This window comes from Panacibacter microcysteis, assembly GCF_015831355.1.
Lineage (GTDB): Bacteria > Bacteroidota > Bacteroidia > Chitinophagales > Chitinophagaceae > Panacibacter > Panacibacter microcysteis.
This window is the reverse complement of the sequence record NZ_JADWYR010000001.1, coordinates 880,121-904,313: the sequence shown is the minus strand read 5'-3', so window position 1 is coordinate 904,313 and position 24,193 is coordinate 880,121. Positions and strand designations below refer to the sequence as shown.

Genomic DNA, 24,193 nt, shown 5'->3' with positions numbered 1-24,193 from the left:
GCCACCCGCGAAACCTGTCTGCAACCTCCACTCTGTAAAGACTTTTTTGACCATGTTATTAACCTGAATCAGCGAATTATAACTGCTTATGAGACTCGAGGACGCAATTCAACAACGACGTTTCCGTAATGAGCACCTTAAGGTGATGGTTAACCTGCTTTACTCTCACAGTTGGCTGGAAGAGAAGATAAAATGCTTTTTGAAAAAGCAGGATGTAACCATGCAGCAGTACAACATACTACGTATTTTGCGCGGTGCAAAGCACCCGTTAAGTACCATGCAGATAAGGGAACGCATGCTTGACCGCATGAGCGATACAAGCCGCATTATAGACCGTATGATTACGAAAGGCATTGTAGAAAAAAAACTCAACGATGCAGATAAAAGACTTGTCGATATTACCATCACTCAAAAAGGCCTGGCTATTCTTTCCGCACTGGACGAACTAAACACTGAACTGGATAATATTGTAGGCAACAATATTTCCTGCGACGAAGCAAAAATGTTAAATGATCTGCTCGATAAAATGCGTGGGGATTAACACAATACACATTCTTTTATCTTCGCTGCATGAAGCATTTGAAAGGCTTGTTTGTTTGTTGCCTGTTTTGTGTGATTGCCAATGTATCATTCACCCAACCCAAATACGAATTCAGGGCAGCATGGATAGCCACCGTAAACAATATAGACTGGCCTTCTAAAAAAGGATTGCCTGTAGTCATCCAGAAGCTGGAGTTTATAAGGCTGCTGGATGGGCTGCAGCGTGCCGGTCTGAATGCCGTAATTGTGCAGGTGCGGCCTGCAACAGATGCTTTCTATCAATCCAGCTTCGAACCCTGGAGCGAGTTCCTTAGTGGTGTGCAGGGGCTTGCACCGTTTCCCTTTTATGATCCGTTGGAGTTTATGGTGGAAGAAGCGCATAAACGCAATATGGAGTTTCATGCATGGCTCAATCCTTATCGTGCAGTTTTTGATATCAATAATTCTTCTGTAGCAGCCACGCATGTTACGCGTGTGCACAAAGAGTGGTTTGTAACCTATGGCAACAAAAAATATTTCAACCCTGGTTTGCCTGAGGTAATGACCTATGTAAGCAATGTGGTAAAAGATATTCTAACGCGGTATGATGTAGACGCCATACATATGGATGACTATTTTTATCCTTATAGAATTCCTGGTAAAGATTTTCCTGATGATGCAGCCTTTCGCAAATATGGAAAAGGATTATCGAAAGATGACTGGCGCCGCAGCAATTGCGATAGCATCATCAGGCTGATCCACGAAACGATGATCGATACAAAGCCAATGGTGAAATTTGGTATCAGCCCCTTTGGTGTATGGCGCAATAAAGACAAAGACCCGGAAGGCAGCGATACAAAAGCCGGGCAAACAAACTACGACGATCTGTATGCAGACATCCTGCTGTGGTTAAAAGAGGGCTGGATAGATTATGTGGCGCCACAATTATACTGGGAGATTGGCCACCCCTTATGCGATTACGATGTGTTGCTCGACTGGTGGGCAAAACACAGTTTTGGCAAGCACGTGTATATTGGCCATGGCGTGTACCGCGTTTATGAAAAGCCAACAGCCGCATGGCGCAGCACCTACGAAATTCCCCAGGAGATTAAAGAATTGCGCACTTACGAAACCGTGCAGGGCAGCATCTATTACAGTGCAAAAAACCTCATGGCAAACCCACATGGGTGGGCAGACAGCCTGCGAAATAATTATTATCGTTTCCCTGCGCTGGTACCACCCATGCCATGGATAGATAATATTGCACCGCAATCGCCACTTATCACCAACTATACAGAAAACAGGAAGAACAACTCCTTTTCTGTTTATGCAAAAGCAGAAGAAACAAATGAGTCAGAAAAGATCAAACAATATGTGCTCTATATTTCCGACGATTTTGGTTTGCTTGGCAATCTTCCGCTGGCGATTGTAACTGCAACATCAACAACTTTTGATTATGCCTTAAGCGTTGCACAAATACCTGCAGAATGGAACCAATGTTATATAGCTGTAAGCGCGGTAGATAAAGAAAATAACGAAAGTAAAATCAGCAACCCCGTACAGCTTATTAAAACAAACAAAGGCTGGGCAATTCCAAAATAAAAAGTAAGGTTTGGGGCCCGGCACCAGCCTAAGCATGAGGCTTTTGTTGCGTCGCACTCTTCAACTGCAACAACTATACGGGGCAATGCGAAGACCGGGACAAACATACCTGACTATAAGGTTATGGTAATGATATGTGCTGAGGTAAACGACATGATTAATAGATTGAAGACACCTCTACAGGCAGCGTAATACTGCGCAACAAATTACCCACTTTATATTTTCGTTGCTAATGCCGATAAACTCCGCTATTTTCGAAAAACAGTTCCTCCCCTTTACCCCCATCTTTGACGAAAACAAAATAGTATAATGACAGATAAGCTTAAAGCATGGCTTTATAAAACATTAGGATTGGCGGGTTACTTAAAAATGTTGCAAACCGTTTTTATTACCGGTTATAAAAGTGGTGCACTCAAATTAAATGAGACATATAAGTGGCACTATTTTGTAAAAAAGATTGTGGCACCAACTGATACGGTTATAGATATAGGCGCGAACCTTGGTTATTTCAGTTATGTTTTTAGCAGCATTATAAACACGAATGGCAACTTGTATAGTGTAGAGCCTGTAAAACCATACAGGGAGTTGTTGCAGAAATTGTTACCTAAAAAACCAAATGTTACCATTTTTCCTTTTGCGCTCGGCAATATGAACGGCGGCCCGGTAAAACTTGGTATGCCGCCTTTCCTGCAAAAATTGCAATACCTGCGGCATGGTACGGTTACCATTTTAAAAGACGAAAGCATTAGTGTAAACCAGCTCATTTTTGAAAGTGATATACGCAAAGGAAGCGAGGTGTTTGGTGGCCTGTCAAAGATCGATTATATAAAATGCGATATAGAAGGGTATGAAACGGTCGTTTTCCCGGAACTGAGACCAGTGCTGGAAAAGCACAAGCCGCTGGTACAACTGGAAACCTGGGGAGAGCAATTACCCATCATGCTTGCGTATTTCAGGGACCTGGGGTACAAGGCTTATAACCTGCAGCATAATAAGCTGGTAAGTTGCGATATACTACCTGCAGAGCAGATTGCTTCTTCTGATATTTTATTCGTACCTGCAGAAAGAATGAAACGTGTGCAGCAATTTTTGAGCTGATTGAAGAGGCTGTAGCCCTTGTAGCCCTAGTTCTGCTTACTTCTTACACCCGGAAGGTGATAATCTTTTTGTGCGTTGTTGCACCCGGCGTAGCTGCATATAGCATTACAGTACAAGAGTGCGACGCAACAGGAGCTGCATAGCGTACTGCTGCCGGGTACATAATTTTCTTTTGGCTTTAAAGATTTTTTTGCTAAAAAAATATAAGTTTGCGCTAATATCTGGTTGTAAGACACATAAGGCGAATAAGATTTTTACTAATATGTAAAGTGTTTTATTCAACTTTGCTACATCTTTTACTGCTTGCTTAAATGATTACTGATCTATTGCACATACAACAGGGCATTGCACAAGGCAATGAGCAAATGCTGGCCGGGTTGTATAAATGCTTTCACAAAAGACTTTTACATTTTTCACGCCTGCTTACCCGCAGCAACGAGATTGCTGAAGAGGTGGTGGATGACGTATTTGTAAAACTGTGGAGCCGCAGAGAGAAGGTAAAAGATATTGACAACATAACGGTGTATCTCTATATTGCGGTAAAGAATCAGTCGCTCAACGCTTTATCGCGTAAAGCACAGCAGCTCGTTGCTGAATCTTTTGATTACCTGGATATAGATATGGGCGAAGCGGTAGGAGACCCTGCCGCGCTGATGATAACCGGCGAAATGATGCAGCAGATGCAAAAAGCCGTCGATGAGCTTCCGCCACGTTGTAAAATGATCTTTAAGCTGGTACGCGAGGACGGTTTAAAGTACAAAGAAGTTTCCCAGATACTCAATATTTCTGTAAATACTATCGATGTTCAAATGGCGATTGCGGTAAAAAGAATTTGCACTGCACTTGAACTTGAAAAACCCAGGCGCAATTACCCTTCTTCCGCCGCAGAAAAAAAAGCCGGAAATTTTTAACCTTCCTTTAGTAGAACGTTGGCTTTTCCATGTCTTTATGGATACTGAATGCAAGACCAACCAACTCATAACAGCTTATGGTTTCTCATGGCCCGCTCCCTTAGTGGCGAAGCCACAGCAGAAGAGCAGGAACAACTCATGCAGATCCTGGCGCAGGATTTTGCATTGCAGCAGCAATATGATCTTATGAAACGTATGTGGCACCCCGGCGAAACAAAGGAGGAGCCTAACAGCATAGAAGAAGATACCCGCCATATTTCCCGTATTCTTCAGCTTGCCAAAACAGAAACAATTCCCGGTGAAGATATTCCCGTTATACAAATAAGATCCCGCAGAAAATATTTTTATGCTCTTAGCGGCGTGGCAGCCGTATTGGTAATATTTATAATGGCCTGGATGTTTACAGGTACCCAACGCACCAGTACACCGCCTGAAAAAGAAGCCAAACAAAACCTGGTGGCAGAAAATGGCAGCCGTACAAGAACTATTTTGCCTGACGGCTCCACTGTTTGGCTCAATGCAGGCTCTCATGTAACATACGATAAAGATTTTACGGGCAAAACAAGAGAGGTAACCCTCGATGGGGAGGCGTATTTTGATGTGGTGAAACTGCCAGACCGCCCATTTGTGGTGCATGTATCAGGCTATGATATACGCGTATTGGGCACCGCTTTCAACGTAAAATCTTACGTTACAGACAAAACTGTTGAAACAACCCTTATACGCGGCCTTGTACAGGTAACAAGGCATGGTGCAAAAGTTCAAAAACCTATACTGTTGCATCCCAATCAAAAACTAATTGTGGGGAAGCTTGCAGCAGAAAGCACAACAATATTGCCTGATGATAGAGAAGCACCACAAACAAAGATTGCTGACGACTACCACATAACACAACTTACCACACCAGTACATGAAGATGAAAGAATAGAGACCGCCTGGGTTTATAACAGGCTGTTGTTTCGCGGAGAAAGTTTTGCAGAACTGGCCAGTAAGATGGAAAGATGGTATAACGTAAAAATTGTGTTTGATGATGATGCAGTAAAACAGTTGAATTTTACAGGTTCTTTCGAAACGGAGACTGTTGCAGAAGCGTTTTACGCGCTGAAAGCTGCACAGGATTTCGATTTCGGCATAACAGGAAAAGAAATTCACGTACAGTCAGTAAAATAAAACATAACCCGTTACAGGTTATAGCTTTCTAAGATTGTTGGCCAGGCTGAAAACAAAAATGAGGCTTCCGTTGCGTCGCACACTTCAGCACCAGGTCATATATCAGCGGGAGCGATCAGAAAATAGGTTACGCTGCCGGTAAAATCACCCATTCTTTTTAAAGTAAAAAAGTAAAATGCCAATGAGACTACTGATGTTTTATGAGAACGCACTACACCCCAAATAAAAAATAAGCGGAGAATGTTGGCGCATTCCCCGCTAAGCCAGGTTTAACGTGTGTGTATTACCCAGCCTTGCGGCTGGATTGTTTAACCTTTAATTCTAAAGTATGAAATCTTTTAAGACGGCTGAAAAAAAACCGTTGTTCCAAAAACTATTGCTGATTATGAAACTAATGGTTGTAATGGTTTTCATATGCAGTCTGCAGGCATCCGCCGATGGATTTGGCCAGCAGAAGATTAGTTTGAAGCTAAAGAAAACGCAGATTACAGATGTACTTGTTAGTATTGAAAAACAAACCAACTACAGGTTCCTGTATAACAATGATCTGCTCGATTTAAAACAAAAGGTATCGCTCAATGTACAGGATGCCGAACTAAAGCAGGTGTTGGATCGCCTTTTTGCAGAAACGGCTCTTTCTTATGAGCTGATGCAAAATAACCTGATTGTTATTAAGGAAACTGCTGATGGTACAAATGAAGTAAAGGCAGTGATTAAAGGAAAGATCACCGGTGAAAATAATGCACCACTTTCCGGTGTATCTGTTATGGTAAAAGGCACCAACAGGGGTACCACAACAGATGCGCAGGGTAATTTTTCCATTACGGTAGAATCAACAGATGTGTTGGTCATCAGTTATGTTGGTTACGAAAGCCAGGAAATAGCGGTGGCCGACAAAGTAGAGATCAATGTGGTGCTGAAAGGGCTTAACCAAACACTTACAGACGTGGTAGTTATCGGTTATGGTACGGCAAGCAAAAGAGATCTTACGGGGTCTATTGTAAAAGTTGATGGTAAGGTTGTGGCAGATAAACCGAACACGAATCCTGTAGCATCTCTGCAAGGTCGCGTAGCAGGTTTGTCTGTTGTAAACAATGGCACACCCGGAAGAGCTCCCGATATCAGGATACGTGGTACAGTAAGCATTGGCCAGGTTAGTCCTTTGTATGTTGTGGACGGAATTTTCAATGATAACATCGATTACCTGAACCCTAATGATATTGAATCTATTGAGGTATTGAAAGACCCTTCATCTCTTGCAATATTTGGTGTAAAAGGTGCAACGGGTGTTATCGCAATTACTACAAAGAAAGGTAAGGCAGGGCAGGTTAGTATCAATTTCAATACAACATATGGCATAAAGAAACTCACAGACAAAATACAATTTGTAGATGGGGAGGGTTTCAAGACATTGTTTGCAGAAGAACGTGCAAATGATGGTGTTACAGACCCTTTTGATTATACAGGCCTCAACGCAAATACCGATTGGATCGATGCAGTTTCCCAGACAGGTAATTTCAACACCAATAATTTAAGTCTTTCCGTAAGTTCTGACAAAAACCGCTTCAATTTAGGGGTTGGGTATATCAAAGACGAAGGAATAGTAAGACACGAAGAATTACAGCGTTGGGTTATTTCATTGAGCGATGAAGTAAAGCTTACGAAGAATATAAAGGTTGGCGTAATTTTCAATGGCACGAGGCAGAATAATCCATACGATGCAACTTCAGTATTAGATGATGCAAGAAAAGTAATTCCGCTGGTTTCTGCAGATACCAAACCGTTCCTGGTAAAAAATCCGTACGGAACTGACAGTATACTTACAGACATCTATTCAGGGCTGGATGTAGGGCTGCAGTCGTCTGGTGTTGTAAATCCTTTGTTGCGCGTAGAGAATGAGTGGAATACTGTAAGAAATATTGAGTACAGAACTGTAGGAAGTATATATGCAGAGGTGACTTTTTTGAGGAAATTTACTTTCAGGTCCACCTTATACGGAGATATCAGTAATATAGATAAACGCCAATATACACCACTTTACTATGCGTATAATCCAAGGAATGATCAGCCTTATCTTTATAGCCAGCTTACCAAAATTCAGCAGAATAATGACTCTTACAGGAAATGGCAACAGGACCATGTGCTGAACTATAAAACAAATTTTGGCGATCATAATCTTACACTTACCGGAGGGTTTACAACTTATTATTTTGGCTATTTTGGAAGACAGGGTAATTCAGGACAAAATGGTGTTGACGGAACACCTATTCCTAACGATCCAAGGTTCTGGTATATCACAAGCGGCTTCGAAAATTCAGCCGGAACATCTTCCAGGTCTTCCCAAAGTGAGTATTCAACCGTTTCTTATCTGGGTCGGGCATTGTATAATTACAAGGGCAAATATTATCTGAATGCTTCGTTCAGAAATGACGCGTCTTCAAGACTTCCTGCCAATAACCGCGATCAACAATTTTGGGCTGTGGGTGCTGCCTGGGAATTATCTAAAGAAGCATTCATGGCTAATCAAAAAATATTTGATTACATCAAACTGAAAGGCTCCGTTGGCGTACTGGGAAATCAGACTGCTTCAAGATTAGACGGAACACCTTTAAACTATCCTTTTTATCCGAACCTGCTGACCGGTACAAATGCCGTGTTTGGAACAAATGTTTACTCTGCTGCAAGACAGGAATATCTGCCAAATCCCGACTTAAAATGGGAAACTGTTTCAGCATGGGAAGCGGGTGTTGAATTAAATGCTTTTGATAACCGCCTGCATTTTGAAGCGAATTATTTTAACAGAACTACCAATGATCTTATGACGTTTGTTGATCGTTCAACGCTTGGCTTACCTAACAAGCTTGTAAACGGTGGTAGTTTGAGAAACTGGGGTGAAGAGTTTACCGCCAGTTGGAATCAGCAGTTCTCAAAAGATTTGACATTAAATGTTTCAGGAAACATAACATTCCTGAAGAACAAAGTTCTTAAACTTAGCGATGACTTACCTAATGGTTTTCTTTCCAGGGCATTTCAAAACAATGGTAGCGCAGAGAGCAGAACAGTACCTGGTCAACCCATTGGCTCATTCTATGGGTATATAGTAGAAGGTATTTACCAGAGTGTTACGGAAATTTCAAAGTCTCCTGATGCTTCAAGCGTAGGTGGAGGTCTTGGTCCTAACGGTTCCCCGGTTCCGGGTGATTTTAAATTTAAAGATGTAAACGGGGATGGAATTATTTCGGCGTTAGACAGAACCTTTATAGGTAATCCTACACCTGATTTCACGTATGGCGCTTCAATCAATCTCACCTACAAAGGGTTTAATCTTGGTATAGACGTTGTTGGCGTTTACGGCAATGAAATTTTCAGAACATGGGGCTCTTTGGAATCTCCATTTCAACGTGTTAACTATTCTGCCGAAAAACTTGACAGGTGGAACGGTCCTGGTACATCAAACTGGGTTCCAATCATTGCGCAAAGCCATAGAAATAATTACAATGGTTCTACTTACAATATTGAAGACGGCAGTTACTTCCGCATCAGAAACCTGCAATTGGGTTACAATTTTGATCAGAGAATGCTGTCGAAAATAAAAGTGAAGAACCTGAGAATCTTCGCCAACGTGCAGAACCTGAAAACATTTAAAAACAATCTTGGTTACACAACGGAATATGGAGGCGATGCTACAGCTTTTGGATATGATAATGCTGGAGGAGCAATTCCGGTTGTAAGCACAGTTGGTTTGAATGTTACTTTCTAATTTAAAATTTTCAAAGAATGAAAAAGAATAAGATATTAATCTACAACAGGGTTTTACTCTTTGTAGTACCCATTTTACTTATTAGTGCAGGTTGCCAGAAATTCCTTGATAGAAAGCCACTAACAGCAACATTAGATGATTTAAACCAGGGCTCTCTTGAGGCTCAGTCTCTAGGCATGTATAACGTTCTGCGCTCGTATGCAGGTTTTTCTACCCTGCCGTGGATAGATTTTCATAGCATAAGGGATGACGATGCTCAAAAGGGAAGTGATGCAAGTGATGGCAAAGAAATCATCACAGAATTTGAAACATTTGTCTATAGTAAGGATGACTGGGCTCCCAACACATATTGGAACGATCACTACACAATGATTAATGCTGCTAATGATGCGCTATATATCGCGGATTCATTGAAAGTTGAGGATGACGCTTCTAAAAGAAATATTGGGGAGGCATGTTTCTTCCGGGCATACTCTTATTTTGAGTTGGTGAAAACTTATGGGGAAGTGCCGTTATTGAAAGCAAAAATTCAAGATCCACTGGATGGTATAAAACCGAAAGAGACTGTAGAGAATTTGTATGCATTTATCGATTCTAATTTACAGGTTGCTGCAGATTATCTGCCACTAAACGAAGAAGGGTGGGGCAGTGGATTTAAAGGGCGTCTCACAAAGGGCGCAGCTAATACGCTTTGGGCGCAGACTTACCTTTTTAGAAGTAATTGGGCAAAAGTGGCCGAAAAATGTAATCTCGTAATAAGCTCGGGCCAATACAGCCTGCTCGATGAATTTTCTGACGTGTGGAGGGATGGAGTAAACGGCAATGGCAAAAACAGTGCAGAATCTATATGGGAAATGAATGCTGCGATTGGCGAAAATGCTGCCAGTAATAGTTCGCTTGACAATGGTTCCGGATGGGGTACCTGTCAACAAATAAGGCAGAATGGAGCAAGCCAGGAGTGGAATCTTGGTTGGGGATGGAATACACCCACTGATAAATTGGTAAATGCCTGGGACAATAATGACCCTAGGAAAGGGAAAACAGTTCTTTACTCCGGTCAGTCAGATGGCGGGCCTACTATGGGCGGTTTTGGAGCGGTTATTCCTGCTTACACGAATCCGGACGGTGTTGGCGGCCTGGCACAAAAATATTGGAACAAAAAATTGTATACCGGTAATGATCCTGCTATGCGTCAATATACAGGGTTTATCAATGCCGGAAATGCGGGTTGGATCAATCATCGCATATTGAGGTATGCCGATGTAATTCTTATGCTTGCCGAGGCATCGAATGAACTGGGTGATGGCGCAAAGGCAGAGGAGATGCTTGAGATGATAAGGAATAGGGCCAGCGGAAATCTTGGAGCTGGCAGAACTGTGGTTCCTTTCATTGCATTTGCCAGCCAAACACAAATGAGGCAGGCAATAAAAGATGAGCGCAGGTGGGAATTTGCTATGGAAGGGTATAGATTTTACGACTTGGTAAGGTGGGGGGACGCCATTAAGGAGCTTGGACCGTTGGGTTATACTAACCGATGCAGGTATTACCCGATACCTCAGCAGGCAATTAACCTTTCAAAGGTAAATGGGGTAGAGATTCTTAAACAAAATCCCGAGTGGGAATAGTTAATCATCACAAAAACTATTTTTATGAAAATCAATATAAAAAATAGCACTGGCATCTTACTGGCAGCGGGAGTGTTTGTATTGTCTGCCTGCCAGAAGATGGAAAGACCAGAACTGAAAGAACTTATTTTAGATCCTGATCCTCCTGCATATAATGAACTTAAAAGTTTTTGGTCATTTGAGAATAATCTTGAAGACCAGGGTGAGAATAAACTTACACCTGAATCTAACGCCGTTACATATGTTGCCGGAGTAAAAGGGCAGGGATTGCAAATTGGAGACGGAGGTTATGTACTTCTGAAAGCGAGCACAGATGAAAATGTATATGATAACGGTTACATTGGTAAACCAGGCGATACACTTGCTGCGCTTGGTAGTTTTACCTTATCGTTTTGGATGAATGGTGTTGGCCCTGTACAGGGAGGTGCCCAGGGATTATTTTCTATATCAAACAGTGCTGAATTTTGGGGTAACCTTGACTTGTTTCTTGAAAACTACGATGGCGGCTCTGAAGCTTTTTTAAAAATTCATATGTTTAATGCAGGTGTTGCCAGTGGTAATGGTGAAGAGTGGAGTGAAGTCAAGATTCCCAATGCGCTTAATAAATGGACGCATATAGCTGTTGTTTATGATGCATCTACATCTAAGCTTACTGTATATGCGGACGGGGCTGCAACAGGCATTAACGGTAAAGTTTTGGGAGGTGGAAACTATGGAAAGATTAAATACAACAACTTTAATGGAATGGTTTTAGGAACACACCAGTTTCAGACTAATCCGAGTTTAACTAACCATGGACCTGAAGGCTGGGCGAAATCGTTTAATGGTGCGCTAGACCAGTTCAGGCTTTATAACAAAGCTCTGGCCGCATCGGAAATCACTAACCTTTTTACCACAAAGGAGTAATTGGGCCTAGATATAAATGAAAAGGATTGCAGTTATGCAATCCTTTTTAGATTTATATGGAACGCTTTGCGCCAGGTTTTTTTAGTCGTGATTTATCATCGTGTTGACTGAAAAGTATGGTTGATCAATGGTTCAAAAAAAAACCGAACGATGAAGTGAGTGACACAACAGGCGATGCCACATATTCAACAGCCGGCTACAATAACTTTTTTTATTTAACAAGTGCAGCTTTTAAAAAAAATACAAAAAAGTTTCTGGGTAAGCATTTTCGTGTTTGCCGGTACTTTGTTTTTTGCAAAGTGTATAGAGCAACAGGATAAAAGTATTGGCGGCGATAGGTTGAAACCACCAGAAGATTTTAAAGGCAAAGCTTTTGCAGGCTCAGTTGTGTGTGGCGAATGCCATAAAGACATTTATGAAAAACATCTCCAGACTGCTCACTACCTTACGTCTCAGCCTGCAACGGGCAATAGCATACATGGAAACTTTGATAGTGGGAAAAACGTTTTTCCATATTCAGATTCGATTAAGGTTGTGATGCAACATGAAGGCAATGATTATTTCCAGATTGAATATGTGAACGGGCTTGTAAAGCGCAAAGAGCGATTTGACATAACGGTGGGATCAGGTAAAAAGGGGCAAACATTTTTATATTGGAATGCTGCAAAGATTTTGCAACTGCCGGTGTTTTATTATACAGACTATGCAGAATGGGCTAACAGCCCTGGTTACCCTGGCCGGGTAATTTACAATCGTCCGATAACATCCCGTTGTCTTGAATGTCATACTACGTTTGCTAAAAAAATATCTGATGAACAGGCGGAGCCCGAAGATTTTGAGAAGGGCAAAATAGTTTTTGGCGTTGATTGTGAAAGGTGCCACGGCGCCGGGGCCGACCATGTATCGTTTCAGCGTACGCACAAGGATAAGGGAGAAGCCCGGTTTATTACAAACCCCGCGAAGTTATCAAGACTACAGCAGCTTGATCTTTGCGCACTGTGTCACGGCGGGAAGCTAAGCAAAACAAAGCCTTCTTTTAGTTTTCAGGTTGGCGATTCATTAAAAGACTTTTTTGCCGCAGATACCAGTGCGCAAAATGTTGCAGACATAGATGTGCACGGAAATCAGTTGGGCTTGTTGTCTGCCAGCAAATGTTTCAGGATGACAGAGATGACATGTAGTTCGTGTCATAACACCCATGAAAATGAAACAGGTAAAATTGAAATGTTTTCGAAAAAGTGTATGGCTTGCCATAGTACAGGGCATAATAATTTTTGCGGGCTGATGAAAACGTATGGCGCTGTAATAGAAGCAAATTGCATAGATTGCCATATGCCGGTACAGGCCTCCAAGGCTATTTTGTTTTTGCGGGCGGGCAGTAACGAGCCATCAACTGCTTTTATGCGATCGCATTATATTAAGGTGTATCCTTTTGAAACGAAAAAGGTAATGCAGCTTATACATGCAAATAAAAAGAAGGATAAAAAATAATTATAGTCATGCCTGTTTCCTGTAAGAATATCTGTGCGCTGTTATTGGTTTATTGTTTTACGGGGTGTAACAATAAAGAAGCTACGCTTTTCGAATCATTATCTTCCCCGCAGACCAACATTACATTTGAAAACAGGCTTGAAAAAAAACATCTTTTCAGCATATTGTACTACCTGTATTATTACAATGGTGGCGGTGTAGCGATAGGCGATATCAATAATGATAACTTACCAGATATTTATTTTACGGCAAACAGTTTGGGAAACAATAAATTGTATATCAATAAGGGAAATTTTCAGTTTGAGGATATAACGGAAAAAGCTGGCGTGAAAGGTGTTTCCGATTGGTGTTCCGGGGCAACGATGGCCGATGTAAATGGGGATGGTCTTCTTGATATTTACGTATCTACGGTAAGTGGTAAATACAATTTAAGAGGGCATAATGAATTGTACATTAACAATGGTAATGCAACGTTTACAGAACGCTCTGCTGAGTATGGACTAAGTACAGCCTGCTTTACTTCGCAATCTGTTTTTTTTGATTACGATCATGATGGAGACCTGGATTGCTATATCCTAAACCAGTCTCATCATCCTCATGCAAATATTACAGATACATCGAAGCGAAACACCTATGATAGTCTTTCAGGCGACAGACTGTACAGGAATGACCTGAACAAAGCAGATAAAAGATTTACAGAAGTAAGCATTGTTGCCGGCATATCTCAAAGTAACCTGGGATATGGGCTTGGTATATCGGTTGCAGATATTAATAACGATGGATGGGAAGACATTTACATCGGAAATGATTTTCATGAAAATGATTACTACTACGTAAATCAACGAAACGGAACTTTTAGAGAAGAAGGGGCTGATCATTTTGCGCATTACAGCAGGTTTAGTATGGGAAATGACATTGCTGATTACAATAACGACGGGCAACTGGATGTTGTAACAGTTGATATGCTTCCCCCGCAGGAAAAACACCTTAAAACATACGGTAGCGACGAGAACGCGGATATATACAAAGCAAAACTAACCGCAAATGGATACCAGCAGCAATATTCACGTAATTGTCTTCAACTGAATAATGGCAATGGTATAAGTTTTAGTGATGTTGCCCTTATTGCGAATATTCCGGCAACCGACTGGAGCTGGTGCCCGTTGTTTGCTGATTTTGACAATGATGGTAATAAAGATCTTTTTATTTCAAGCGGCATCGTAAAACGGCCGGTTGATCTGGACTATGTAAAATTTGCATCCGATCTTAAGAATAAGGGCATGGACCAAACAGATAAGTTTGATGAAGATGCTATTGATGCCATGCCAGACGGAGCATCACATCCATTTTTCTTTAAGGGTGATGGCAAACTTGCATTCAGTGATGTAAGCAAAAATTGGGGAACAGGAGATATGCATGGCTATTATAACGGTGCTGCTTATGCTGATCTTGATAATGACGGAGACCTGGATATGGTGATCAATGCGATCAATGCGCCAGCTGTAATACTCAAAAATACATCGGTCAAAAAAAATTACTTATCAATTTCTTTTGAAGGGGATAGCGCCAATAAATTTGGTATTGGGGCAAAAGCTTATCTTTTTACAGCTGACGGACTGCAATACCAGCAACTTATGCTTACAAGAGGCTTTCAATCGTCTTGCGATACCAGATTGCATTTTGGATTAAATGATGCAGACAAAATTGATAGTGCGCTGATTGTTTGGCCTGATCAACGATACGAAATAATAAGAGATGTTAAGACGAACACCGGGCTAAAAATTCTTCAGAAAAACGCAAGGGATAGTTTTGATTTCAATTTTTCTTTCCCGCCAAAGCAGAACATCACTATTCAAAATATCAGTAATAAAATTGACCTTAAATGGCAACACAGGGAAAATGATTTTTTCGATTTCAATGTGCAATATCTTATTCCGCATGCTCAAAGTACCCGGGGGCCGAAAGTAGCAGTAGGAGACGTGAATAATGACGGTTTGCAGGATTTTTATGTTTGTGGAGCCAGGGATCAAACTGGTACATTACAAATTCAAAAAGGTGATGGCCGGTTTTATAATCATGACACAGTATTATTCAGCAGGTATGCAATGTGCGAAGATGTAGATGCAGCTTTCTTTGATGCAAATGGTGATGGATTTACAGACCTGTGGGTGGTAAGCGGTGGCAATGAACCGTCTACCAATAGTATGGCGTATGCTGACAGGTTGTTTATAAATGATGGTAAAGGAAATTTTAGTTTATCTGGAAATGCGATATCTCCGGTATACACCAATAAGTCATGCATTAGCGTAGCCGATATTGATAAAGATGGAGATAAGGATGTTTTTGTTGGCGTGCTGTCAAATATTACACAATACGGAATGCCGCAAACATCATACATGTTCATGAATGATGGCACAGGAAAATTTACCGTGGCAAAGTCTGGCATTAACCTCTCTAATATCGGTATGGTTACAGCAGCATCTTTCACGGATGTAAATAACGACACGTGGCCGGACATAATCATTACAGGCGAATGGATGCCTCTCAAAGTGTTTATCAATGCACACGGAACATTCAAAGAAACCAGTATTGAAACTTCAACAGGCTTATGGCAAACAGTTTTTACAACTGATGTAAATGGTGACGGTTTTACAGATGTACTGGCCGGTAACTGGGGCCACAATACCAAATTATGGTCAGGCAAAAACGGCCCGGTAAAATTATACGTTAAGGATTTTGATAAAAATGGATCTGTAGACCAGGTATTATGTTATACGATTGACGGAAAGCAATATACCTTTCTTGCCAAAGATGAATTGGAAAGAGCGATGCCCGTGCTTAAAAAAGCGTACCTCAAATACGATGAAGTAGCTGGTAAAGATGTGCAGTATATGTTTTTCGATCTTTTCAAGGACTATACAGAACTTACAGCAGAAACATTAAGTTCATCCTGTTTTATAAACGATGGTAACGGAAATTTTAAAAGAACTGATCTGCCGGATGGCTTACAACTTGCACCTGTTATGGCATTTAATAAAACGAAGAATGGCTTCATAGCTGCAGGCAATTTTTATGGAACTATTCCTTATGAAGGCAGGTACGATGCATTGTTTCCAACCTTTTTTTCTTATAATAAACCGGGCGGAAACTTTAAAATAGATGAAACTATCTCTGAATTGCGTATAGAAGCCCGAGATTTAAAATGGATCAGGCTGGGGGTGAAAGATTCTGTAAAAACGCTGATAATTGCGGGAAACAATGAACCCATGCAGTTTATAAAAATCAATCAATAAATCATAGCGGCAATAAGTTCCAGGCACACTGTTTCAATATTGCTTCCATATAATAAATCAATAAATGACAGCATCCGGCAAATTAGCATACGTTCTCGTTATTACTTTTATTACCGCCATCAGTTGCAGTAAATCAACATCGCCAGATCCTGAACCTCCGTTACCAGATCCACCGTCTGCTTTTTTGCTTAAGAGTACAATGATTAATGAAACAGGCGTTGCGTCTGGCACTCTATATACAATACCAATAAATCCCCGCATCCGATTTACTTTTGGTAAACCCGTAGATAAAAACTCTGTCGCAGGCGCTATTGCGGTTAACTCAATTTCCGGCACAACAGTTACGTATAATACTGCTTATGAAAACAGTGACAGCGTTGTAATAATAACACCTTCTCAGCCTCTTGATTTCATTACCAGATACCAGGCTACTGTAGGCGTTACACTAAAAGCAAAAGACGGAGGAACATTAAAATCTGCCGGAGTGGCTAGTTTTATAACCACAATAGATTCCACTGATAAGTATACACGGATAACAGACGATGCATTGCTTGAAGCTGTTCAAAAACAAACCTTCAAATATTTCTGGGATTTTGGTCATCCGGTAAGCGGTCTTTCAAGAGAGCGTAATAGTTCCGGAGATGTATGTACAACAGGTGGTACAGGCTTTGGAATAATGAGCATGCTGGTAGCTGTAGAACACAATTTTATATCACGTGCAGATGCACTACAGCGTATTCATAAAATTGTAAGTTTTTATAAAAATAACTGTATTGCTTATCATGGCGCTTTTGCACATTGGGTAAATGGATCAACCGGTGCAACTGTACCCTTTAGTCCAAAAGACAATGGCGCAGACCTTGTTGAGACAGCTTATCTAATGCAGGGTTTGTTGTGTGCAAGGCAATATTTTGCTTTGGGCAGTAGTGAAGAAACATCGTTGCGCGCAGATATAAACATCCTGTGGAATGCAGTGGAATGGCAATGGTTTCAGCAAAATAACCAGGATGTGTTGTACTGGCATTGGAGCCCGGACTACAACTGGGATATGAACATGAAGATCACCGGCTGGAATGAAGCACTCATCGTGTATGCACTCGCCGCCGCTTCAAATACTTCACCAATTTCAAAAGCAGTATATGACAACGGATGGGCTGCAAATGGTGGAATAAAAAACGGTAATAATTATTACGGCATCCAGCTCCCTTTGGGTCCTGCTATGGGTGGCCCCTTATTCTTTGCACATTATTCTTTTTTAGGTATCAATCCCAATAGTTTATCAGATGCCTATGCCAGCTACTGGGCTCAGCAGGTGGCGCATACAAAAATCAACTACAGCTATTGCGTAACCAATCCAGCGCGGCATAACGGTTACGGAACTGCTTGTTGGGGTCTTACTGCAAGCGATGAAAAAAATGGCTACAATGCCCATGCACCAGGTAATGATAATGGAACAATTTCTCCAACTGCAGCTGTATCGTCGCTGCCTTACGCACCAGCAGAAGCTATGAATGCGTTGAGGTTTTTTTACTATACAATGGGTGATAAACTTTGGGGTGAATATGGCTTTATAGACGCGTTTAATTTAAGTGAGCCTTGGTTTGCAGATTCATACCTTGCTATAGACCAGGGCCCAATGATCATCATGATTGAAAATTACAAAACAGGTTTGCTATGGAATTTATTGATGAGTTGTGCCGAGATAAAGACAGGTATGAAAAAACTGGGTTTTCAAAGTCCCTATCTATAACTCTAAGGGTCAATAATAAGCGCGTGCTTTAAAAATTGTAGTATGCCGTAATAGATGTTTTCCAGCAACAGTCTTTCATGGCATCGCCTGTTGTGTCACTCACTTGTACGTTCGGTTTTTTATGGCAACTGTGGCAGTGCGTAATTGCCGAGCAATTTGTTACAGTACAAGAGTGCGACGCAACAGAAGTTTAATAGCAGTTCTGTAGCCGGGTTCATAATAAAAAATATACAATTCTATTGCTGACTAAAATAAATGAAATGAAAATATCACCCGTCTTTGTAGCTCTTGTGCTTGCGCCGCTTACTGCATGTGCACAAAAAACATCCCGGCAAACAGCCTCTTACGTTGCCGGGTTGCCTGCAAACCTCAGCGACAGTGCCTTGCTGGATAGCATAGAACAACGCTCATTTCAATTCTTTTGGGATGGGGCAGAACCCGCCAGCGGCCTGGCACCGGAGCGCATACATATGGATGGAGATTACCCTGATAAAGATCCGCGTATTGTGGCAACAGGCGGTAGTGGCTTTGGTGTAATGGCCCTGCTTGCAGGTATAGAACGTGGTTATATAACCCGGCAGGCTGGGGTAAAAAGATTTGAGCAAATACTCAACTTTCTCGAAAAGGCAGATCGCTTTCATGGCGCATTTCCGCATTGGATAAACGGAGAGGACGGGCACGTAAAACCTTTTGGCCAAAAAGACAATGGTGGTGACCTGGTGGAAACTTCTTTCCTTTTCCAGGGTTTGCTTTGTGTGCGCCAGTATTTTAAAGATGGCACTGAGGCAGAGCAGAAAATTGCTGCAAGAATAGATAAGCTGTGGAAAGAGGTTGAATTTGACTGGTACCGCAACGGCGATAAAAATGTATTGTTCTGGCACTGGAGCCCCAACTATGCATGGCAAATGAATTTCCCGGTGCGTGGATTTAATGAGTGCATGATCATGTATGTACTTGCTGCATCATCGCCCACGCATACAATACCTGCAGCAGTATACCACGAAGGCTGGGCAGAGCATGGTGCTATCAACAAAACAACATTTTATAAAAACGACACACTGCACCTGCGCTACCAGGGCAATCCGCCACATGGAGGACCGTTGTTTTGGGCGCATTATTCTTTTGTTGGGCTCAACCCGAATGGCTTAAAGGACCGCTACGCAGACTATGGTAAAGAACTTAACAGTCTTGCAAGAATCAACTACCAGTGGTGTGTAGATAATCCAAAACACTTCAAAGGTTACAGCGATAGCAGTTGGGGTTTAACCGCCAGTTATTCTGTAAATTTTTATGCAGCCCACGCACCAAATATGGAAAACGACCTGGGCGTTATTTCACCTACTGCCGCAATATCGTCGTTTCCTTATACACCAAAAGAATCTATGGCTGCATTAAAGCATTGGTATACGAACGACAGCCTGCGCAAAGTGATTCTTGGAAAGTACGGTTATTACGATGCTTTCAGCGAAGACAAAAAATGGTGTAAGCCCTGGTATTTGTCAATAGACAAAGGACCGGAAGTTGTGATGATAGAAAATTACCGCAGCGGCCTGTTGTGGAAGCTGTTTATGAGTTGTCCCGAAGTGCAGGCCGGCTTAAAAAAGCTGGGGTTCGAAAGCCCTTATATACAATAATTCAATTCACGTTTTATGGCCAATATATTATTATCACCAAAACCACTGTGGCAGGAAAATGGACTCGCATTCCTGCGTATCATTACCGGGCTGCTTATGGCATATCATGGCCTGGAGGTTTTCGACCGCGCTAAAATGTTGCCTTATATGGAGTGGGATATTATAAAATCTTTGCCTGCCCCGGAAACCATGATGTACATCGGCAAAGGAATGGAGTTTGTAACAGGTGTATGCCTGGCCCTGGGTTTATTTACACGCATTGCTGCTTTGTTTATGGCAGTGGTAATGCTGTTTATCTGCTTTAAAATTGGCGCCGGAAAATTTTATTATGAAGACCAGCATCCCTTTTTGTTTGCACTGCTGGCTTTGGTTTTCTTTTTTACCGGTCCGGTAAAATGGAGTATTGATAAAAGAATTTTTAAAAAGTAAACACATGATTAAATCTATGCTGTACGCATTGCTGCTATTTGCATTTTGCACGGCAAATGCACAGAGAAAAATATTGGTTATAACGCCTCACCCTGATGATGCGGAAGCATCGTGTGGTGGACTAATGGCAAACGCAATAGCAGCGGGCGACAGCGTGATCATTCTTACAATGACCGGCGGTGAATTTGGTGTGGCTGATAAAACAACAGCGGCGGCAAAAGCATTGCGGATGGAAGAAGCAAAAAAGGCTGCTGCTGTCTTACATACACGGGTAGAATTTTTTGGTGGCCACGATGCATGGCTGGCGGTAGATACAAATACAACTGCAAAGCTTACCGCCTTTATTAAGGCCCTGCAGCCCGCTGTTGTATTGGCTCCGTGGCCAATGGATGTGCATCCGGATCACCAGGCCACCGGCCTGCTGGCATGGCGGGTATTTCAACATAAAGCGTTTTCTTTCAATCTTTATTTTTTTGAAACCATCAATGAACCGCATACTAAAACTTTCAGTTTTGTTCCAACAGATTATGTAGATATAACCAATGTTGCGGCATTGAAAAAACAGGCTCTTATGCAACATGCTTCCCAAAAACCGGAGCAGTGGTATCATATGTATGAAACACTTGCAACAGTAAGAGGATATGAAGCAGATGCACCCCTTGCAGAAGCCTATGTAGAAGCAAAAAATGCTTCTGGCATGGGTGGCCGAAGCAATAAAGTTGATAAAGTTTTGAAATAATAACCAGTGTTCAATGAAAAGTTACCTGCGACAAGCCATTTCTATCGTTTTACTTTTTCTTGCAGTTGAAACAAGTGCGCAAATATTCCAGGCGGGCGCAATAACTGCTTTTAAAAAATCTCCCGGAAGTATATCCGGTAAAACAACCAATGCAATATTCGATGTACATGTATATAACAACAACATTGTACGTGTACGGGTGTCAAAAGAAAAATCGTTTCGCAACTTCTCTTATGCGCTTGTAACAAACGAAATACCGGTTTACACAAATGTGGTGGTTACTGAAAAAGGAAACAGTATCATTTTGTCAACTGCAGTTATAGAACTGGAGATAAAGAAAACACCCGGGCTGGCTTTTGTATTCAGAAACAAAAACGGTAAAATCATCAATGAAGATGAAGCGCAAAATGGTGCAGTAAGTTTCAGTGGCAATAAAGTAACCGCATTCAAAAAACTTATCAGTGATGAACGTTTTATAGGCCTGGGCGAAGCATTGGGGAATATAGACAGGCGTGGTACAGGCGTTACACTCAACAATACAGACAACTACAAATATGCAGATCCGCGTGTGCCGATGTACAGCAGTATTCCTTTTTACATGGGTATTCATCAAAAAGAAGTGTATGGCTTGTTTTTCAACAACAGCCATAAGGCATTTTTTAATTTTGGCTCATCTACGCCATACACCTCTGTAACTTTCGATGGTGGTGAAATGGATTATTTCTTTTTGTACGATACGTCTGTGGCAAGGGTAGTAGAACATTACACGTCTCTTACCGGCCGCATGCAAATGCCGCCTTTGTGGAGCCTGGGTTACCAGCAAAGCCGCTGTACATATTATCCCCAGGACCAGGTAATGTGGATAGCAGAAACATTCAGGCGCAGGCAAATACCGCTCGATGGCATCGTGCTGGATGCAGATTACCAATTGGGTTATGAACCCTTTCGTACCAATACAGAACGCTTTCCTGATATGCCGGGCCTTGCGGCGCAGCTTGCCAAAATGCATATAGAACTTACTGCATCAGTGTATCCCGGGGTGCATATAGACAGCACCTACGATTCTTATACAGATGGCATCCGGCAAAACATCTTTATCAAAACCACGGATGGCCTGCCTTTTCAAACAGAGATCGCGCCTTTAAAAGTTCACCTGCCGGATTATACAGATCCAAAAGCGCGGCAATGGTGGATCAGCAAAATGCAATGGATGAAGACCAATGGTATTAAAGGTTACTGGAACGATATGAATGAGCCGGCCACCGCCAACAGCTATTTGCCGGAGGATCTCGTTTTCGATTTCGATGGTCATAAAGCAACTACAGCCGAAGCAAAAAATGTATACGGTTTTCAGATGGCCAGGAGCAGTTATGAAGCTGCAGTAAATAATCTCGGCAATCAACGTCCTTTCATATTAACGCGTTCCGGTTTTGCAGGTGTGCAGCGTTATTCCGCGTTGTGGAGCGGTGATAACCTTGCTACAGATGAAGGCCTGCTGAACAGCATATTGCTCAATAACCAGCTTGGTTTATCTGGGCTGCCTTTTGTAGGTTACGATGTGGGCGGATATATTGGAGATGGTTCAAAAAACCTCTACATACGCTGGATAGAAGCGGGCGTTTTTTCTCCTTACTGCCGCAATCACCGCGAGTTTTTTGGCACTGCCAATGAGCCATGGGCTTATGGGGAGGAAGCAGAAGCCATTTCTAAAACCTATATTAATTTCCGCTACCGGCTAATGCCGTACATATACAGTGCCATGTACACTGCATCAAAGAATGGAATACCGCTTCACCGGAGCCTCGCCATCAATTATCCTTTCGATGCCAATATTTACCAGAACAGCTATCAATACCAGTTTTTATTTGGACAGGATATGTTGGTGGCACCGCTTACAAGCAACGAAAAATCCAAACAGGTGTACCTGCCACAGGGCGATTGGTATGATCTGTTTACAGATAACAAAATTGCCGGTGCACAGGTAGTAAATACAGATTGCCCAGGCTATAAATTGCCGCTGTTTATAAAGGCTTCAGCTATTATACCTGTACAGGGCATTGTGCAGTCAACAAAAGATAAACCTACCGATACGCTATTTCTGCATGTATATAATGGCCAGGTCGATAACACCTATACTTATTATGAAGATGACGGTACTTCGCTTGATTACAAAAAGGAAATGTATTACCAGAGAGATATCTCTTTTCATCCTGCTGCACGGCAGATAACCATTGCAGCAAAGCGCGGCGCGTATAAAAGTCACTTTAATTACATTCAGTTACTGCTGCATGGTTTTGATGACAACCTGCAAAGCCTTACTGTCAATGGTTCTCAGCAAAGCGTGCTAAATAATGGCCATGCATTACTGGACCCGCTTGATAATCTTGGCGACATATACGACAAAGGTTACTACAAAAGCCTGCAGGAGGCAGTGAATAAAAAAACGATCAGGACTGTTACGATACAGCATACCGGCAACAACATAAATATTCTGTGGTAATGAACAGGTACACGGAAAAAAAACGGCTAACTTTATTGCGTCTTGCCGACACATATAAAAAGATTGCCATGCCAGTACGTTTTATCCTCTTTATTTGTTTACTTTTTACCGGCTGTTTTTCGTACGCGCAGGCTTTGCCATTTGCTGATGAAATAAACAAGTTCAGGCATACAGACAGCATACAGCCGCCGGCACAAAACGAAATACTTTTTGTGGGTAGCTCATCCTTTACAAAATGGACCGATATACAGCAATATTTTCCTGCACACAAGATCATTAACAGGGGTTTTGGTGGTTCACGGTTATTGGATGTTATCATGTATGCCGATGATGTCATCTTTCCATATCACCCAAAACAAATTGTTATCTATTGTGGGGAAAATGATATTGCATATGTAGACACGGTTTCTGCACAAACAGTTGCCAACCGTTTTATAACCTTGTTTGAAATAGTGAGAAGCGTGTGGGACACAGTGCCCATTGCATTTGTATCCATCAAGCCAAGCCCAAGCCGCGATAAATTCAGGCCTGTAGTGGTAGACGCAAACAACCTCATCAAAAATTTTCTTGGCGCTAAAAAAGCTGCGGCTTTTATAGACGTGTATTCAAAAATGCTTGCGGCAGACGGAAACCCGATGCCTGATATTTTTATAGAAGACAGGCTGCACATGAACGCGAAGGGCTATGCAATATGGCAGCAGGCAATTGAACCATATCTTGTGAAGTAAGTGAACACTGAAAATGATGATGGTACCAGCAGTGGTTT

16 protein-coding genes are annotated in these 24,193 nt (G+C 41.8%); all 16 read left to right on the top strand.

The window, feature by feature from the left end; all coding sequences use genetic code 11:
• The first annotated feature begins 88 nt into the window (after nucleotides 1-88).
• Nucleotides 89-541: a MarR family winged helix-turn-helix transcriptional regulator gene (locus I5907_RS03680; protein WP_196989374.1), complete on the top strand. Its 453-nt coding sequence runs from the start codon at nucleotides 89-91 to the stop codon at nucleotides 539-541.
• 29 nt (nucleotides 542-570) lie between these two features.
• Nucleotides 571-2,121, top strand: a complete 1,551-nt coding sequence (locus tag I5907_RS03675; RefSeq protein WP_196989373.1) for a glycoside hydrolase family 10-like protein — start codon at nucleotides 571-573, stop codon at nucleotides 2,119-2,121.
• A 309-nt stretch (nucleotides 2,122-2,430) separates the two neighbouring features.
• On the top strand, nucleotides 2,431-3,219 hold the full coding sequence (locus I5907_RS03670) for an FkbM family methyltransferase (protein WP_196989372.1): 789 nt from the start codon (nucleotides 2,431-2,433) through the stop codon (nucleotides 3,217-3,219).
• A 311-nt stretch (nucleotides 3,220-3,530) separates the two neighbouring features.
• Nucleotides 3,531-4,130 (top strand): RNA polymerase sigma-70 factor, encoded by a 600-nt coding sequence (locus I5907_RS03665; protein WP_196989371.1) that lies wholly within the window; start codon nucleotides 3,531-3,533, stop codon nucleotides 4,128-4,130.
• An 87-nt stretch (nucleotides 4,131-4,217) separates the two neighbouring features.
• Nucleotides 4,218-5,300 (top strand): FecR family protein, encoded by a 1,083-nt coding sequence (locus I5907_RS03660; protein ID WP_196989370.1) that lies wholly within the window; start codon nucleotides 4,218-4,220, stop codon nucleotides 5,298-5,300.
• A 328-nt stretch (nucleotides 5,301-5,628) separates the two neighbouring features.
• On the top strand, nucleotides 5,629-9,060 hold the full coding sequence (locus I5907_RS03655) for a TonB-dependent receptor (protein WP_196989369.1): 3,432 nt from the start codon (nucleotides 5,629-5,631) through the stop codon (nucleotides 9,058-9,060).
• 17 nt (nucleotides 9,061-9,077) lie between these two features.
• Complete coding sequence (locus tag I5907_RS03650) at nucleotides 9,078-10,685, top strand: RagB/SusD family nutrient uptake outer membrane protein (RefSeq protein ID WP_196989368.1); 1,608 nt, start codon at nucleotides 9,078-9,080, stop codon at nucleotides 10,683-10,685.
• A 24-nt stretch (nucleotides 10,686-10,709) separates the two neighbouring features.
• On the top strand, nucleotides 10,710-11,591 hold the full coding sequence (locus tag I5907_RS03645) for a LamG domain-containing protein (protein ID WP_196989367.1): 882 nt from the start codon (nucleotides 10,710-10,712) through the stop codon (nucleotides 11,589-11,591).
• 222 nt (nucleotides 11,592-11,813) lie between these two features.
• Complete coding sequence (locus tag I5907_RS03640; protein WP_196989366.1) at nucleotides 11,814-13,082, top strand: multiheme c-type cytochrome; 1,269 nt, start codon at nucleotides 11,814-11,816, stop codon at nucleotides 13,080-13,082.
• A gap of 8 nt (nucleotides 13,083-13,090) precedes the next feature.
• Entirely contained in the window at nucleotides 13,091-16,375 is a 3,285-nt protein-coding gene (locus I5907_RS03635) for a VCBS repeat-containing protein (protein ID WP_196989365.1), read from the top strand.
• 64 nt (nucleotides 16,376-16,439) lie between these two features.
• Complete coding sequence (locus I5907_RS03630) at nucleotides 16,440-18,125, top strand: glucoamylase family protein (RefSeq protein ID WP_196989364.1); 1,686 nt, start codon at nucleotides 16,440-16,442, stop codon at nucleotides 18,123-18,125.
• Nucleotides 18,126-18,385: 260 nt separating this feature from the next.
• On the top strand, nucleotides 18,386-19,759 hold the full coding sequence (locus tag I5907_RS03625) for a glucoamylase family protein (RefSeq protein WP_196989363.1): 1,374 nt from the start codon (nucleotides 18,386-18,388) through the stop codon (nucleotides 19,757-19,759).
• 15 nt (nucleotides 19,760-19,774) lie between these two features.
• On the top strand, nucleotides 19,775-20,188 hold the full coding sequence (locus tag I5907_RS03620; protein ID WP_196989362.1) for a DoxX family protein: 414 nt from the start codon (nucleotides 19,775-19,777) through the stop codon (nucleotides 20,186-20,188).
• Nucleotides 20,189-20,192: 4 nt separating this feature from the next.
• Nucleotides 20,193-20,927 carry a PIG-L deacetylase family protein gene (locus I5907_RS03615; RefSeq protein WP_196989361.1) on the top strand — a complete coding sequence of 245 codons (735 nt, stop codon included), beginning with the start codon at nucleotides 20,193-20,195 and terminating at the stop codon, nucleotides 20,925-20,927.
• Nucleotides 20,928-20,940: 13 nt separating this feature from the next.
• The gene (locus I5907_RS03610; protein WP_196989360.1) at nucleotides 20,941-23,427 is read left to right on the top strand and encodes a glycoside hydrolase family 31 protein; all 2,487 of its coding nucleotides are present in this window, start codon (nucleotides 20,941-20,943) and stop codon (nucleotides 23,425-23,427) included.
• A 68-nt stretch (nucleotides 23,428-23,495) separates the two neighbouring features.
• Nucleotides 23,496-24,155: a GDSL-type esterase/lipase family protein gene (locus I5907_RS03605; RefSeq protein WP_196989359.1), complete on the top strand. Its 660-nt coding sequence runs from the start codon at nucleotides 23,496-23,498 to the stop codon at nucleotides 24,153-24,155.
• Nucleotides 24,156-24,193 lie beyond the last annotated feature (38 nt).